Origin of the sequence: Mesorhizobium sp. AR07 (assembly GCF_024746815.1) — a bacterium.
Classification (GTDB): domain Bacteria; phylum Pseudomonadota; class Alphaproteobacteria; order Rhizobiales; family Rhizobiaceae; genus Mesorhizobium.
On record NZ_CP080525.1, the window covers coordinates 5,770,847 to 5,785,633 of the forward strand.

Sequence of the window (14,787 nt, forward strand, 5' to 3'; positions counted from 1 at the left end):
TGTGTTTCTGCATTTCTTGAGCTCAGGATATGTCCATTTCTGTGATTGAACTCAGCCAGATCGAGAAGGAATATCCTGGAGTCAAATCCCTGGACAAGGTCGATTTCGCCGTGCGGCCGGGCGAGATCCATGCCCTTCTTGGCGAGAACGGTGCCGGCAAGTCGACCCTTATCCGCGTCATGGGCGGGGCCGCGAGGCCGAATTCCGGCACGATCACCTATCTCGGCAAGCCCGTCTCCTGGCAATCGCCAAAGGCGGCGCGCGCCGCCGGCATCCATGTCATTCACCAGGAACTTGCGCTGTTTCCCGAGCTGTCGGTGGCTGAGAACATCCTTGTCGACGCACAGCCGCGCGGGCGGTTCGGCTTCATCTCGAATCGTGCTCGCCACGCCCGTGCCGCGGAAATCCTGGCACAGCTCGGGGTCAGCATTCCCACGCATGCCAAGATCGACGAGTTGCCGCTCGCCGACCAGCAGATGGTCGAGATCGCCAAGGCATTGGTCGGCAAGGTCCGCCTGCTCATCCTGGACGAGCCGACGGCCGTGATTTCCGGCCACGAGGTCGACCTTTTGTTCGAGAACATGCGCAGGCTGCGCAATGAGGGCGTCGGCATCGTCTACGTCTCCCACCGGCTCGAGGAAATCTTCGAGATCGCCGACCGGGTGACGATCCTGAAGGACGGCCAGATCGTCGGCACCTCTCCGGTGGGCGGGATCACCCGCGAAGAGATGATCACCAAGATGGTCGGCCGCCGCCTCAGCCAGATCTATCCGGCGCGGCGCGCGGCGCCGGCGGATGGGCCTGATGTCCTGACTGTCCGCAACCTTCGGGCCGGCCCACGCGTGCGCGACGTCAGCCTGAGCGTGAAGGCCGGGGAGATCGTCGGCGTGGCCGGCATGGTCGGATCCGGGCGCACGGAAGTCGCGGAAGCCATATTCGGTGCGCGCGCGGTCGAAGGTGGTGCCATCGAATTCGACGGCAAGCCGTTCGCAAAGAAGATGCCGAAGGACGCCATTGCCGGCGGCCTCGGTTTTCTCACCGAAAACCGCAAGGACGAGGGCCTGTTTCTCGGCCTGCCGATTTCCGCCAACATCATGGCGCCGGACCTGCGGGGCATTACCAGGCACGGCCTGATCGACCGGTCGCGGGAGCGTTCACTGGCCGAGCGGCAGATCCGCGACTTCTCGGTGGCGACGCCGTCGGCCGACGTCAAGGTCGGCAATCTGTCGGGCGGCAATCAGCAGAAGGTGCTGTTCAGCCGCTGGTCCAGGATCGCCAACCGGCTGCTCATCCTCGACGAGCCGACGCGCGGCGTCGATATTGGCGCCAAGGTCGAGATCTACCGCATCGTCCGGCGTCTGGCGGATTCGGGCGTCGGCGTGCTGATGATCAGTTCCGAATTGCCCGAAATCGTCGGTCTGTCCGACAGGGTCTTCGTCATGGCCCAGGGACGCGTCGTCGGCGAAGTCGAAGGCGACGCTCTCGGCGAGGAGGCAATCATGGATCTCGCGGTACGATCGATCGACCGTCACAAAGCGACCGTGGAGGAGGTCATATGAGCGCGATCGCCATGGACATTCGCCGCAACCGGCTGATGCTGTCGTACGTGATCGTTGCGCTGCTGCTGGTCGTTCTGGCCGTCGCCGGGGGCCTGCTGTCCGACCGCTTCCTCACCTGGCGCAACATCGGCAATTTGTTCCAGCAGCTTATCGTGCTGGGTATGGTCAGCCTTGGCCAGACCTTCGTCGTGCTGATGGGCGGCATCGATCTGGCGATCGGCTCGCTGGTGGGCGCGCTGACGGTGTTCCTCGCGAACTTCCTCGAATGGCGGCCGGACCTGGTCTGGCTCGCGCTGCCGCTGGCTCTTGTGGCCGCAACAGGGGTCGGTGCGCTCAGCGGCCTGCTGACGGTCGTTTTGCGCGTCCACCCGCTGATCGTGACGCTCGGCATGTCCTCGATCATCTTCGGTGGCACGCTGATGTATCGCAAGGAACCGGGCGGTTCGGTGCCGCGTGCGTTCGCCGATGTCGCCTATGCCAAGGTCGCCGGCATTCCGGTCAGCGCCATCGTCCTCGTCGCCATTTTCGCCCTGGCCGGCCTTTGGCTGCAGCGCACGCGCTCGGGACGCAGCATCTATTTCGTCGGCGGCGATCGGGAAGCGGCAAGGTTGAACGGCTTGCCCGTCGACCGTATCGTGGTCCTTGCCTATGCGCTGTCTGGCCTGTGCGCCGGCATCGCCGCGATTTTCCTGACCGCCCGAACCGGTGTTGGCGACCCGCGCATCGGCGCGGCGCTGACGCTTCAGTCGGTGACGCCGGTCGTGGTCGGAGGCACCATTCTGGCCGGCGGCAGGGGCGGCGTGCTCGGCACCTTCCTCGGCGTGCTGCTCGTCACCATGCTCAACAGCCTGCTGAATTTCGTGAATGTCTCCTCATACTATCAATGGGTGATCCAGGGTCTCATCATCATCATCGCGGTCGGCATTCACACCACGAGGCGGAGATAACGATGGCGCCCCTCGATACTCCAATGCCACGATCGCAGGGCATGTCGCTCGCAAGCGTCTTTGAACGTTATGGGCTGGTAATCTTCCTGGCGGTGCTGATGGCGGTCGCTGCGGCGGCGTCGCCGACCTTCCTGCGGCCGGCCAACCTCGTCAATGTGCTGACCATCGCAGCGCCGCTTGGCATGGTCGTGATCGGCCAGACATTCGTGATCCTGGTGCGTGGACTGGACCTGTCCGTGGCGTCCCTGATGGCCACGGTCGCCGTGCTCGCAACTGCCTTCAAGGCCACCACCAACGACGCCATTCCGCTGATCTTTCTGGCGGCGATCGTCTTCTCGGCCATCGTCGGCTTCCTGAACGGATGGCTGGTGGCCAAGCGCAATGTCAGTCCGTTCCTGGCGACGCTGGCGATGATGATCATCCTGCAGGGCGTCCGCTTCGCTTACACAGGCGGGGCGCCGATCAGCACCTTGCCGCCAGGCATGGGCTTTCTGGCCTCCGGGCGCATTCTTGGCGTTCCCGTCAACCTGATGACGCTGGCGGTGCTGGCGATTGCCTTCGGCATCGTGCTGCACCGGTCGCGCCTCGGCCGCGAGATCTTCATGGTCGGGAGCAACCCCAAGGCCGCGTTCCTCAACGGCGTCGCGCCCGATCGCGTGGTCATCCTCTGCTACGTCATCTGCTCGGTCTGTGCGGGAATAGGTGGGCTGTTCCTGCTCGGCTATGTCGGCACCGTTTCGAACTGGGTCGGACAGGGCTACGAACTGGACTCCATCGTTGCCGCCGTCATGGGCGGGGTAGCGCTGACCGGGGGGCGCGGCAACATCTTCGCGGTACTGCTTGGCGTGGCCGTCCTGGTGGTGATCAACAATCTCGTGCTGCTGCTCGGATTTCCGATCGAGATGCAGCTCATCATCAAGGGCATCATTATCATCGGCGCGGCAGCGTTTTACCGCACGCGGCTCGCCTGACAAGATGCTGCCGCTGGACCCCAAGGGAGGAAGAGAATGACCGTTGAAGTTCTGACGGGCCGCGGTGCGCGGGCAAGGCGCGACGAGGAAGTGGACGTCGTGATCGTCGGGGCCGGCCCATCCGGCTCGGTCGCCGCCCTGCACCTGGCGCGCGCCGGCATTTCCGTCGTCGTGCTCGAGCAGGGCGAATGGCCGGACTACGCCGACTATACCGGCGCGCGTCCGGAGCACGAGCTTGTCAGCACCAAGCTCTGGCATCCCAATCCCAACGTTCGCGACAATCCGAACGACTATCCCGTCGACACGTCGACGACGGACATCAACCCGCTGATGTTTGCCGGCGTCGGCGGCAGCGCCACGCTCTACGGCGCGCAGTGGATGCATTTCCTGCCGTCCGACTTCCGCGTCCGGTCGATGGATGGCGTGGCCGAAGACTGGCCCTTCACCTATGAGGACCTGCTGCCCTACCAGCTCGAAATCGAACGCGAAGTGGGCGTTTCCGGCCTTGCCGGCGATCCGGCCTATCCGCCGCGCGGCGCCTATCCCTTTCCGGCGCTGCCGATGGGCTCTGTCGGTCAGCGCGGTGCGCTGGGCATGGAGAAGATGGGCTGGCACTGGTGGCCCGGCAGCAACGCCATCCCGTCGGAGAAGTTCGGCGAACTCAATCCTTGTGTTCGCCGCGGAACCTGCCTGACCGGCTGTCCGGAGGGCGCGAAGTCCACGACCGACCGATCGCACTGGCCGCTGGCCCTGAAGGCCGGCGCGCGGCTCGTCACCCGCGCTCGTGTCAAGGAGATCGAAACCAACGAGCAGGGGCTGGCGACCGGTGTCGTCTATATCGACGCGAACGGGCGTGAGAGGCGCCAGCGCGCCAAGGTGGTCATCTTGTGCGCCAATGGCGTCGGCACGCCCAGACTGCTGCTGATGTCGGGAGGAGCCAGGAATCCGGACGGCCTTGCCAACACCTCGGGCATGGTCGGCAAGCGGCTGATGATGCATCCCTTTGCGAGCGTGCTCGCCTCTTACCAGGATCCGCTGGATTCCTGGCGCGGTCCCTTCGGCCAGCAGGTCTATTCGCTGGAATTCTACGAGACCGACGAAAGCCGTGGCTTTGTGCGCGGTTCGAAATGGAACTGCATGCCGTCCGGCGGACCGGTCGGCGTGTCCGGAGCGACCGGGTCCAAGGTCTATGTCGCCGAAAGCGGCCGGTTCCAGGATTTCTGGGGCGCCAACCTGCATGAAAATGTGGCGCGCCGCTTCGGCCACTCGCTGATCTGGGGCATTGTCGGCGAGGATCTTCCGGAGGAGAGCAACCAGGTGATCCTGTCCAAGGATCTGACGGACTCCGACGGGTTGCCCGCGCCGCAGATCGTCTACAAGGTCAACGAGAACTCCAACCGGCTGCTGAAGTTCAACATCGACCGCTGCCTGGAATCGGTGCGCGCCGCCGGCGCCATCGAGACGCTGGTTTCGACGCCGGTGCGCGAATCCGGCTGGCATCTCATCGGCACCACGGTCATGGGCGACGACCCAAAGCGCTCGGTCGTCGATCAATGGGGCGCCTGTCACGATGTGCCGAACCTCTACGTCATGGATGCGTCGACCTTCCCGACATCGGGCGCGACCAACCCGACGGCGACCATCATGGCCGTGGCGCTGCGCAACACGCGCCGCATGATCGCCGAGCGCCGCAACCAGAAGGTGGCCTGACATGTCGAACACGAACGCCTTCCTTGCACTCGCCGATTTCCTGATCCCCGCGCACGGCAAGATGCCGAAGTTCAGTGAGGTCTGCAGCCAGGCCGATGTCGAGGTGTCCCTGGATTTTCGCACCGACCTGAAGCCAGGCTTTGCGCGTGGCACCGCGGCCGATCTGGCCAGCGGTGCCGAAGCCCATCTCGAAAGGCTCAACAAGGAGGATGGCGAAGCCTTCTCGGCGATCACCACCATCGCCATCGCCACCTACTACATGAGCCCGCGCGTGCGTGAGCTGATCGGCTATCCCGGCCAGGAGAGCGTCCCCTACGATTCCAAGGCGACACAGATCTACCTGACCAACGGCTCGCTCGGCCATGTCATCGCGCGCGGCCGCAAATATCGGCCGACTCCCGGCCTTTGATCTCCCCAAACAACAGAAAAGGACGACCCAATGAGTAAGGACGTGTTCGACAAGGGCTTTGAAATCCGCAAATCGGTTCTGGGCGCCGAATTCGTCGAGAAATCCTTCGCCAGCGCCGACGATTTCAACCGTCCGCTGCAGGAACTCGTGACGGAATACTGCTGGGGCGCTGTCTGGGGCCGTGACACGCTCGACAAGAAGACCCGCAGCATGCTGAACCTCGCCATGCTTGCGGCGCTCAATCGTCCGCACGAGCTGAAGATGCATGTGAAGGGCGCGCTGCGCAACGGCGTCACCAAGGACGAGATCCGGGAAGTGCTGCTGCAGGTCGTCATCTATGCCGGCGTGCCGGCCGGCGTTGACGCCTTCCGGCTCGCGCGTGAAGCAATGCAGGAAGTCCAGGCATGATTTCGCGTCCGCCGCTCGCCACGGAAAAGCTCTCGATGCTGATCGGCGGCCGCTCGATCGCCGCACAGTCGGGAGACTATTTCGAATCGTTCGATCCCTTCACCGGCAAGGCCTGGGCGCTCGTTCCACGCGCCGGGATTGCCGATGTCGACGCGGCCGTTCAGGCAGCCGCGACGGCCTTTCGCGGTGAGTGGCGGACAATGACCCCAAGCGCGCGTGGACAGATCATGACGCGCTTTGCCGACCTCGTGGCCGAGGAGGCCGAGACCCTGGCCGTTCTCGAAACCCGCGACAACGGCAAGCTGATCAATGAAATGCGGATGCAGTGCAAATACATCCCGCAATGGTTCCGTTTCTTTGGCGGCCTCGCCGACAAGATCGAGGGGCGTGTCATCCCGATCGACAAGCCGGGTGTGTTCAACTACACGCGCCGCGAGCCGCTCGGCGTCGTGGCTGCGATCACGCCGTGGAACTCGCCGCTGATGCTGGCGACATGGAAGCTTGCTCCCGCGCTCGCCGCCGGCAACACGGTGGTCTGGAAGCCGTCGGAATTCTCCTCGGTGTCGGCCCTGTTCTTTGGCCAGCTTTTCGAGAAGGCAGGCTTTCCCAAGGGCGTCGTCAACATCGTGACCGGCTTCGGCCACGAGATCGGCGACCGCCTCGTCACGCATCCCAATGTCGCGAAAGTGGCGTTCACCGGTGGTGATGCGACCGGGCGCCGCGTCTATCAGGCTGCCGCTGGCGGGCTCAAGAAGGTCACGCTCGAACTCGGCGGCAAATCCGCCAACATCGTCTTCGCCGACGCCAAGATGGAAGCCGCCATTCCCGGCCTTGTTTCCGGCATTTTTGCCGCGACCGGGCAGACCTGCATCGCCGGCTCGCGAGCGCTTGTGCAGCGCTCCGTCTATGACCAGGTGACGGAGAAGCTGGTCGCCTTCGCAAGGACCGCGAAGATCGGCGATCCCCTTGATCCCGAGACACAGGTTGGTCCGATCACCACCTTGCCGCAGCGCGCGAAGGTGCTCGACTACATTGGCATCGCCAACGGCGAGGGCGCCGCGCAGCTGCTCGGCGGCAAGATACCCGAGGACAAATCGATCGCCGACGGCTGGTTCGTCGAGCCGACGATCTTCGGTAACGTGAAGCAGTCCATGCGCATCGCCCAGGAAGAGGTCTTCGGACCGGTGCTGTCGGTCATTCCCTTCGAGGATGAGGACGAGGCGGTGGCCATCGCCAACGACACCATCTACGGCCTGGCGGCCGGTCTGTGGACCCAGGACCTCGGCCGCGCGATCCGCCTGCCGGAACGGCTCGAGGCGGGTAGCGTCTGGGTCAACATGTACCGCGCCACGAGCTACCTCTCGCCCTTCGGCGGCTACAAGCAGTCGGGCATCGGCCGGGAGAACGGCCAGACCGCCATCTACGAATATCTTCAGGAAAAAAGCATCTGGATCGATGCCGGGAATTCCATTCCCGCGCCGTTCGTCCAGCGTTGATCGATCAGGCCCTTCGGGAGGAAACCATGACCATACGTTTCGATGCCGTGCCGCCACTCGACCCCAAGGTGGCGGCGTTCGTCGGCGGCAAGCACGCGATGCTGATCGGCAGCGCATGGCTGCCGGCCGCCTCCGGACAGTCGCTCGACGTCATCGATCCCTCGAACGGCCGGGTCATCGCGCAGGTGCCGGCCGGCGATGGCGCCGACGTTGATCTGGCGGTCAAGGCCGCGCGGACGGCGATCGATGGGCCATGGTCCAGAATGGTGCCAGCCGAACGCGCCAGGCTGATCTGGAAGCTCGCCGATCTGATCGATGCCAATGTCGATATGCTGGCAACGCTCAATTCCTATGAGAGCGGCAAGCCGATCGGCGATTCCCGCGATGGCGAGGTGCCGTTCACGGCCGAGACGTTCCGCTACTATGCGGGGTGGGCCACCAAGATCAATGGCGAGACGATGACCATCAACGCGCCGGGTGACTGGCATGCCTACACCCGCCGCGAGCCGGTCGGCGTCGTCGGCCAGATCATCCCGTGGAACTTCCCGCTCAGCATGCTTGCCTGGAAGGTGGCGCCGGCACTGGCGGCCGGCTGCACAATCGTGCTCAAGCCGGCGGAGCAGACGCCGCTCGGAGCGCTTTATTTCGGCAAGCTGGTCCAGGACGCCGGTTTTCCGGAAGGCGTGGTCAATATTCTGACCGGCTTTGGCGAAACGGTTGGCGCGGCGATGGCGGCCCATCCTGATATCGACAAGGTGGCTTTCACCGGTTCGACCGAAGTCGGCCGGCTGATCGCGCGCGCCGCGACCGGCAATCTCAAGAAGGTCAGCCTGGAACTTGGGGGCAAGGCGCCGACCATCGTGCTGGGCGATGCCGACATCGACATGGCGGTGGCGGGCGCCTCGAGCGCAGCATTCTTCAATGCCGGGCAGAGTTGCGGCGCGGGAACGCGTTTCTTCGTTCACAAGAAGATCTACGACAAGGTCATGTCCGGCATTGCCGAACGTGCCGAGAAGCTGAAGCTCGGCGCCGGGCTCGATCCCGCGACGGAGCTCGGGCCTGTCGTCTCGCAGCAGCAGATGGAACGCATCACCAGGCTGATTTCGGAAGGCAGGAGCGACGGTGCCGAAATCGTCACCGGCGGCGCTCGCGCCGGCGACGTCGGCTATTTCGTCAAGCCAACGGTCATTTCCAGGACGCGACCGGACATGTCGGTGATCCGCGAAGAGATATTCGGGCCGGTGGCCTGCGCGATGCCCTTCGACGACGAGGATCTCGATAAACTCGCCAAGGATGCCAACGACACAGAATATGGCCTTGCCGCATCGATCTGGACCAACAATCTGGGCGCCGCGCATCGGCTGGCCGCGAAGATCAAATCCGGAACGGTCTGGGTGAACTGCCACAACTTCAACGACGTCACCATGCCGTTCGGCGGTTTCAAGCAATCGGGCTGGGGGCGCGAACTGGGCGAGCAGGCGCTCCAGCTCTACACCGAGACCAAGACCGTCGCGATCCGGCTGCCATAGGCGAGGCGGTCGATGTCCTGCTACGAGACGATCGACGCGCGGTTCGGGGACCTGATCGATCCGGTCGCATTCCTCGAAACCATCCATACGGGAAATCGCTGGGCGGAGGGGCCGGTCTATTTCGCCGACCTGCGCTCGCTGATCTGGAGCGATATCCCCAACGACCGGATGCTGCGCTGGGACGAGGAGACAGGGGCGGTTTCGCTGTTCCGCGGCCATGTCTCCAACCCGAACGGCAACACGCGCGATCGCAACGGAAGGCTGGTCACCTGCATGCAGGGGGAGCGCCGCGTCGTGCGCACGGAATGGGACGGCTCGATCACCGTGCTGGCCTCTTCCTTCGATGGCAAGCCGTTGAACTCGCCGAACGATGTGGTCGTGAAATCCGACGGCAGCATCTGGTTCACCGACCCTAATTACGGGATCATTTCGGACTATGTCGGGCGCAAGGCCCTGCAGGAGCAGCCGGGCTGCCGTGTCTACAGGATAGATCCCAGGTCTGGATCGATTTCCGTCGTTGCCGATGATTTCTCCATGCCGAACGGGCTCGCCTTCTCGCCCGACGAGAAGCGCCTCTATATTTCGGACTCCGGTTTCCTCACCGACCGCAGCGCTCCGCACCATGTCAGACAGTTTGACGTTGATGGCGACAAGCTGATAAATTCGCGCATCTTCGCCGACATATCGCCTGGCATTCCGGATGGTTTTCGCGTTGATGTCACGGGCAATCTCTGGATCAGCGCATGGGACGGCGTGCAGTGCCATACGCCCGACGGCGAACTCATCGGGAAAATTCAGGTTCCGGAGATGGTCGCGAACCTGGCCTTTGGCGGGCCGCGCAACAATCGGCTGTTCATTACGGCGACAACGTCGGTCTATGCCGTGTTCCTGAATGTCCGAGGCCTGAAGTACCCGTTCGGGACGTGAACACGGACGCCATTGGGTGAGCCTGGAAGCTCTGCGGCAGCGGATGGTTAGGGTGAGAGTTGGACACGAAGCAGCTACAGGTATTCATCGCCGTTGGTGCGGCGGGCAGCTTCTCGAAGGCCGCGCTCGACCTCAACGTCACCCAGCCGATGGTCACGCGCCATATTCGTGGGCTTGAGGAGGAGCTCGGCGTCGAGCTGTTCTATCGCAACGGCCGTGGTGTGGTGCTGACCGAGGCGGGCGTGCTCCTGAAGGCCCATGCCGACGAGATCGTCGAGCGGATGCGGCTGGCGCAGAATGCCGTCTCGAACCTCAAATCCTCGCCGAAGGGGAGGTTGGTGCTTGCCGTGCCGCCCTCGGTTGGCACCGTGCTGACCGTGCCGCTGGTCAAGAAGATCAAGAACGAGTTTCCCAATGTCGCGCTGCAGGTGATCGAAGGCTTCAGCGGCCATATCCTGGAATGGCTGATCGCCGGCCGCATCGATGCCGCGGTGCTTTACAATTCGCCGAACCACCCTTCCGTGCTGACCGAACCGCTGGCCGATGACGAGCTGTTCCTGATCGGGCCGGCCTTGCCCGAGCGCGTGTTGCCGCGCGGTCCGGTCAGCCTCAACATCTTCGCCGAACTGCCGATGATCCTGCCCAGCCGCCCACATGGGCTGCGGCGGCTAATCGACAACACGCTGGCGGAGCATGGCATCTATCCGCGTGTCGAGATGGAGCTGGAGGCAATGCCTTCAACCTTGCTTCTGGTCGAGGAAGGCACTGGCTATACGGTTCTGCCCTATGCTTCCGTCCATCTCCTTGTCGAGGCTGGCCGCATCGAGGTCTGGCCATTCGACCCGCCGATTACCCGACAGCTGATCCTCGCGACCTCCTCGCAGCGACCGATGTCCTCGAACTTTCGCCCGCTCTTCCGCGCGGTGCGCACGGAACTGCGGGACATCATTTCCACCCACATCTGGAAACCGACGACTCATCTTGAATGACTGTGCGAGGAAGCGAGCCCGATCATCCTTTCCGAAGGCAGTCTGACGGTGACGAGCGATCACCAGGTCAAGACAAGCGAAGGGAGCGTCGTCCCGGGGCTTTACGCCGTGGGCGCGGTCGAGCAAGGCGGCCTGCTGCGTCCCGGACACGGAACGCATCTTGCTTGGGCGTTCACATCGGGTCGTCGAGCCGGCCGACACGCGGCAACAAATCCCAGGTAATTTGCAGCTCAAAAACTCTGCGGCGGCCATGAGGCAGTTGGCGAGGCACGAAGGTGCGCTGGACAATCGAGGTCGTTTGTGCGGAACGTGATGGCAGCCCCATCTTGACCGGAAGCTAGGCGTGCGCAAGAGACCCAATATCAAGGATATCGCCAAGGCTGCCGGCCTGTCGACGGCAGCGGTCTCCTACGCGTTGACGGGAAAGGGCCGCGTCTCGGCGCAGACGCAGGAGATCGTCAAGAGAATCGCCGACGAGATCGGGTTTATTCGCGACGACACGGCGGCTCGCCTGAGGACCGGCCAGTCCAACCTTCTGGCCGCGATTGTACATGACACATCGAACCCCTTCTTTGCTGAACTGCTCAGCGATTTTGAGACGTCCGCCTACGAGGCCGGCTATCTGACGATCGTTGCGAACGCCAAGAACGACCCAATCCGGCAAGCCGCACTGATAGACGCTATGCTGGCGCAGGGCGTGGCCGGCCTTCTGATCAGCCCGGTGAATGGTACCGAGGAGGCGGGGATGCAGTCGTTGCGCTTCCACGGCAAACCCTACCTGGTCTGTGTCCGCGACATTGGAGACAAACAAGCCGACTACGTCGGGCTAAACGACCGGCAGGCGGGCTATCTTGCGGCGGACCACCTCTTGAGTGCCGGCATTCGGCACTTTGCCTTTGTCGGCGGGCTTGATCACACCAAAACATGGCTTGATCGGCTGGATGGCATCCGTGCGGCGGCCTCGGATTCCGGAGTGACTTTCCCAGACGAGATGATCTTCAACTCGGCACCGACGCGGGAGGCAGGGTCACAAATGTTTGACCGCATTCTCAACTCACATTCCGACTGCAATGCAGCAATTTGCTTCAACGACTATGTCGCCCTCGGCGCCTACGCCGCTATTCACGCGACGGGGAAGGTCGTGGGGCAGACCTATTCGGTTGTCGGGTTCGACAACGTTCCTCAATCGGCATCGCTGCTTCCGCCGTTAACCACTGTCGAGCTGTTCCCGCGCGATATCGGACGGAAATCCGCGGGGCTTATGCTCGGCCGTCTGAAGAACCCGAAACGTCAGCGCGAACGGTTGCTGATCGAGCCCCGGCTGATAGCCCGGGAGTCTGTCGTCCGACCGAGGGCGTAACATCGGCAATCGGAATGACAGGGTTGCATCCTACGGTTAATCGATTAATCATAACCGGATAGTTACTTGCGGCCAAGTCACGACCTGGCCGTCGGTTGGAGGAGGAACTGTCATGCCAAAATCCTTTGACTACATCATCACCGGAGCGGGGTCGGCGGGATGTGTCCTTGCATCACGCCTTACGGAGGATCCAGCAGTCTCGGTTCTCCTGCTTGAAGCCGGGGGTGGCGACGATAATTACCTGTTCCACTGGCCGGCGGGCTTCGCCAAGATGACAAAAGGCATTGCCTCGTGGGGCTGGTCCACGGTGCCTCAGCGGCACATGCAGGACAGGGTTCTCTGGTATACCCAAGCAAAGGTCATCGGGGGCGGCTCGACGATCAACGCCCAGATCTATACCCGCGGTAACGCGCTTGACTACGACGCGTGGCGCGACGAAGCCGGCTGCGCGGGCTGGGGCTACCGGGATATTCTTCCGTACTTCAAGCGCGCGGAAGGCAATGAGCGATTCAACGATGATTTTCATGGCGCGGAGGGGCCGCTTGGCGTCTCCATGCCACGGGGGGCGTTGCCGATCTGCGATGCTTTCATTCGTGCTGCCCAGGACGCGGGCATTCCCTACAATCCTGATTTTAACGGCCGGCGGCAGCGCGGTATCGGCTACTATCAATTGACCCAGCGCGATGCGCGTCGCTCCTCCGCGGCGACAGCCTTTCTGTCACCCGCGCGCGCCCGGCCCAATCTCACGGTGATGACCGGGGCGCAGGCGATCCGCGTTGCGGTCCAGGCGGGGCGGGCTCGCGGTGTCTATGTCGCCCAAGAGGGCAAGGTCGTGCGCATTGAATGTGCACGAGAGGTCCTGACAACCTCAGGCGCCATCGGTTCACCGCGCCTCCTCCTGCTGTCAGGTATCGGACCGGCCGACGACATCAAGGCCCTCGGCATCGACGTATCTCATGATCTCCCGGGAGTGGGTGCCAACCTCCAGGATCATGTCGATATCTGCGTGCTTTGCGAATGCACTGGCGACCATTCTTACGACAGCGTGCAGCGGCCGCACCGAACGCTCATGGCAGGGCTGCAATACCTGCTTTTCAAGTCTGGACCGGTCGTGTCCTCGCTGTTTGAAACCGGCGGATTTTGGTACGCGGATCCAGGCGCACGGTCGCCCGACATGCAGTTTCATTTCGGGCAGGGCTCGGGGATCGAGAAGGGCATTGCCCGTCTTGACAACCCGGGTGTGACACTGAACACGGCGTTCATGCGCCCACGCTCCAGGGGAACGGTTCGGTTGATGAGCGCAGATCCTGAGGCCACGCCGCTGATCGATCCGAACTACTGGGCCGAGCCGTATGACCGCGAGATGTCGCTACGGGGCCTTGAGATGGCGCGCGAGATCATGTCGCAGCCGGCGTTGAAGCCGTTTATCAGACGCGAAGCGCTGCCGGGCGCTGCGGTTGCCGAGGATCCGAAGGCACTCCTCGACTACGCGTGCCGCATGGCCAAGACGGACCACCACCCTGTCGGCACTTGCAAGATGGGGCATGACTCGATGGCGGTTGTGGGCACGGACCTGAAGGTGCATGGGCTGGAGGGGCTGCGAGTCTGCGACTCGTCGATCATGCCGTTTATCAACTCCTCCAACACAAACGCGCCGACCATAATGATAGGCGAGAAGGCTTCCGACCTGGTCGCCGGCAAACCGGCGCTTGCTCCGGCAATCTTCGATTGGGAACGGAACGACCGACCACGCTTCGCCGAAGCCTAGGAGACCCCGCGATCGCGTCTTGCCGGTTGACAGCCACACGACGCTATGAAATAACTAATTAGTTACAAACGAGCTGCCTCAGATAGCTTAATCGAATAAGCATGGCAGACAAGGGGAGCGACGATGATCAAGGTTCACGGTATCCAGCATATCGGCCTGACAGTGCCCAATATGGAAGAGGCAGTACGGTTCTTCCAGACGATGTTCGGTGCGGTGACCGTCATGGAGTGCGGCCGCGTCGATGTCGACGATACCTTCATGGTCCGCCGGCTCGGCGTGCCCGCCGGTTGCCGCATCAAGGACCAACGGGTCATTCGGTGCGGGAATGGCGGCAACCTTGAACTCTTCGAATACAGCGGCGAAGCCGAACCGAGCAAAATCAAACGCAACAGCGAGGTCGGGGCGTTTCATCTCGCTCTTGCCGTCGACGACGCGGTCGCCGCGGCCGACCGCCTGCGCGCGGCGGGTGTCGACGTCCTGGACGGACCGACATTGATTTCATCGGGTCCCATGGAGGGCCTGACATGGGTCTATCTGCGGGCGCCCTGGGGCCAGTATCTTGAACTGGTCAGCACGACTGGCCCGATGGGATACGAGGAGGACGGAGGCCCGAAAATGTGGTCGCCGATCGGCGAATAGCTGAAGATTAGGGGAGGGCCGCCTCTCTCGACGCTGGCGCTTGGAAGTCCAATCTTGGGTTTGGCGCTTAATCGT

Annotated in this window: 13 protein-coding genes; all 13 read left to right on the forward strand. The window is 63.1% G+C overall.

Translation table 11 applies throughout. From position 1 onward, the window contains the following. Positions 1-29: 29 nt before the first annotated feature. The 13 genes from BPNPMPFG_RS28660 (at position 30) to BPNPMPFG_RS28720 (ending at position 14,712) form a co-directional block, all read left to right on the forward strand. The gene (locus tag BPNPMPFG_RS28660) at positions 30-1,559 is read left to right on the forward strand and encodes a sugar ABC transporter ATP-binding protein (protein WP_258591929.1); all 1,530 of its coding nucleotides are present in this window, start codon (positions 30-32) and stop codon (positions 1,557-1,559) included. Next, on the forward strand, positions 1,556-2,506 hold the full coding sequence (locus BPNPMPFG_RS28665) for an ABC transporter permease (RefSeq protein WP_258591930.1): 951 nt from the start codon (positions 1,556-1,558) through the stop codon (positions 2,504-2,506). Before BPNPMPFG_RS28660 ends, BPNPMPFG_RS28665 begins: the two co-directional genes overlap by 4 nt. A gap of 23 nt (positions 2,507-2,529) precedes the next feature. Next, positions 2,530-3,477: an ABC transporter permease gene (locus BPNPMPFG_RS28670; protein ID WP_258591931.1), complete on the forward strand. Its 948-nt coding sequence runs from the start codon at positions 2,530-2,532 to the stop codon at positions 3,475-3,477. A gap of 36 nt (positions 3,478-3,513) precedes the next feature. Next, on the forward strand, positions 3,514-5,187 hold the full coding sequence (locus BPNPMPFG_RS28675) for a GMC family oxidoreductase (protein ID WP_258591932.1): 1,674 nt from the start codon (positions 3,514-3,516) through the stop codon (positions 5,185-5,187). Position 5,188: 1 nt separating this feature from the next. Continuing rightward, positions 5,189-5,596 (forward strand): hypothetical protein, encoded by a 408-nt coding sequence (locus tag BPNPMPFG_RS28680; RefSeq protein WP_258591933.1) that lies wholly within the window; start codon positions 5,189-5,191, stop codon positions 5,594-5,596. Positions 5,597-5,626: 30 nt separating this feature from the next. Continuing rightward, positions 5,627-6,004, forward strand: a complete 378-nt coding sequence (locus BPNPMPFG_RS28685; RefSeq protein WP_258591934.1) for a carboxymuconolactone decarboxylase family protein — start codon at positions 5,627-5,629, stop codon at positions 6,002-6,004. After that, entirely contained in the window at positions 6,001-7,500 is a 1,500-nt protein-coding gene (locus BPNPMPFG_RS28690) for an aldehyde dehydrogenase (RefSeq protein ID WP_413776813.1), read from the forward strand. Before BPNPMPFG_RS28685 ends, BPNPMPFG_RS28690 begins: the two co-directional genes overlap by 4 nt. A 26-nt stretch (positions 7,501-7,526) precedes the next feature. Then, on the forward strand, positions 7,527-9,029 hold the full coding sequence (locus BPNPMPFG_RS28695; protein ID WP_258591935.1) for an aldehyde dehydrogenase family protein: 1,503 nt from the start codon (positions 7,527-7,529) through the stop codon (positions 9,027-9,029). A gap of 12 nt (positions 9,030-9,041) precedes the next feature. Next, on the forward strand, positions 9,042-9,956 hold the full coding sequence (locus BPNPMPFG_RS28700) for an SMP-30/gluconolactonase/LRE family protein (protein WP_258591936.1): 915 nt from the start codon (positions 9,042-9,044) through the stop codon (positions 9,954-9,956). 59 nt (positions 9,957-10,015) lie between these two features. Next, a complete protein-coding gene (locus BPNPMPFG_RS28705; protein ID WP_258591937.1) occupies positions 10,016-10,945 on the forward strand; it encodes a LysR family transcriptional regulator in 930 nt (309 codons plus the stop codon). A 343-nt stretch (positions 10,946-11,288) separates the two neighbouring features. Then, positions 11,289-12,305 (forward strand): LacI family DNA-binding transcriptional regulator, encoded by a 1,017-nt coding sequence (locus BPNPMPFG_RS28710; RefSeq protein ID WP_258591938.1) that lies wholly within the window; start codon positions 11,289-11,291, stop codon positions 12,303-12,305. A gap of 112 nt (positions 12,306-12,417) precedes the next feature. Then, complete coding sequence (locus tag BPNPMPFG_RS28715) at positions 12,418-14,073, forward strand: GMC family oxidoreductase (RefSeq protein ID WP_258591939.1); 1,656 nt, start codon at positions 12,418-12,420, stop codon at positions 14,071-14,073. A 123-nt stretch (positions 14,074-14,196) separates the two neighbouring features. Continuing rightward, entirely contained in the window at positions 14,197-14,712 is a 516-nt protein-coding gene (locus tag BPNPMPFG_RS28720) for a VOC family protein (RefSeq protein WP_258591940.1), read from the forward strand. Positions 14,713-14,787 lie beyond the last annotated feature (75 nt).

Excerpts from the sequence above, each read along its gene's own strand:
- BPNPMPFG_RS28660 (WP_258591929.1), top strand. The coding sequence starts at position 30 with ATGTCCATTTCTGTGATTGAACTCAGCCAGATCGAGAAGGAATATCCT.
- BPNPMPFG_RS28665 (WP_258591930.1), top strand. The coding sequence starts at position 1,556 with ATGAGCGCGATCGCCATGGACATTCGCCGCAACCGGCTGATGCTGTCG.
- BPNPMPFG_RS28670 (WP_258591931.1), top strand. The coding sequence starts at position 2,530 with ATGCCACGATCGCAGGGCATGTCGCTCGCAAGCGTCTTTGAACGTTAT.
- BPNPMPFG_RS28675 (WP_258591932.1), top strand. The coding sequence starts at position 3,514 with ATGACCGTTGAAGTTCTGACGGGCCGCGGTGCGCGGGCAAGGCGCGAC.
- BPNPMPFG_RS28680 (WP_258591933.1), top strand. The coding sequence starts at position 5,189 with ATGTCGAACACGAACGCCTTCCTTGCACTCGCCGATTTCCTGATCCCC.
- BPNPMPFG_RS28685 (WP_258591934.1), top strand. The coding sequence starts at position 5,627 with ATGAGTAAGGACGTGTTCGACAAGGGCTTTGAAATCCGCAAATCGGTT.
- BPNPMPFG_RS28690 (WP_413776813.1), top strand. The coding sequence starts at position 6,001 with ATGATTTCGCGTCCGCCGCTCGCCACGGAAAAGCTCTCGATGCTGATC.
- BPNPMPFG_RS28695 (WP_258591935.1), top strand. The coding sequence starts at position 7,527 with ATGACCATACGTTTCGATGCCGTGCCGCCACTCGACCCCAAGGTGGCG.
- BPNPMPFG_RS28700 (WP_258591936.1), top strand. The coding sequence starts at position 9,042 with ATGTCCTGCTACGAGACGATCGACGCGCGGTTCGGGGACCTGATCGAT.
- BPNPMPFG_RS28715 (WP_258591939.1), top strand. The coding sequence starts at position 12,418 with ATGCCAAAATCCTTTGACTACATCATCACCGGAGCGGGGTCGGCGGGA.
- BPNPMPFG_RS28720 (WP_258591940.1), top strand. The coding sequence starts at position 14,197 with ATGATCAAGGTTCACGGTATCCAGCATATCGGCCTGACAGTGCCCAAT.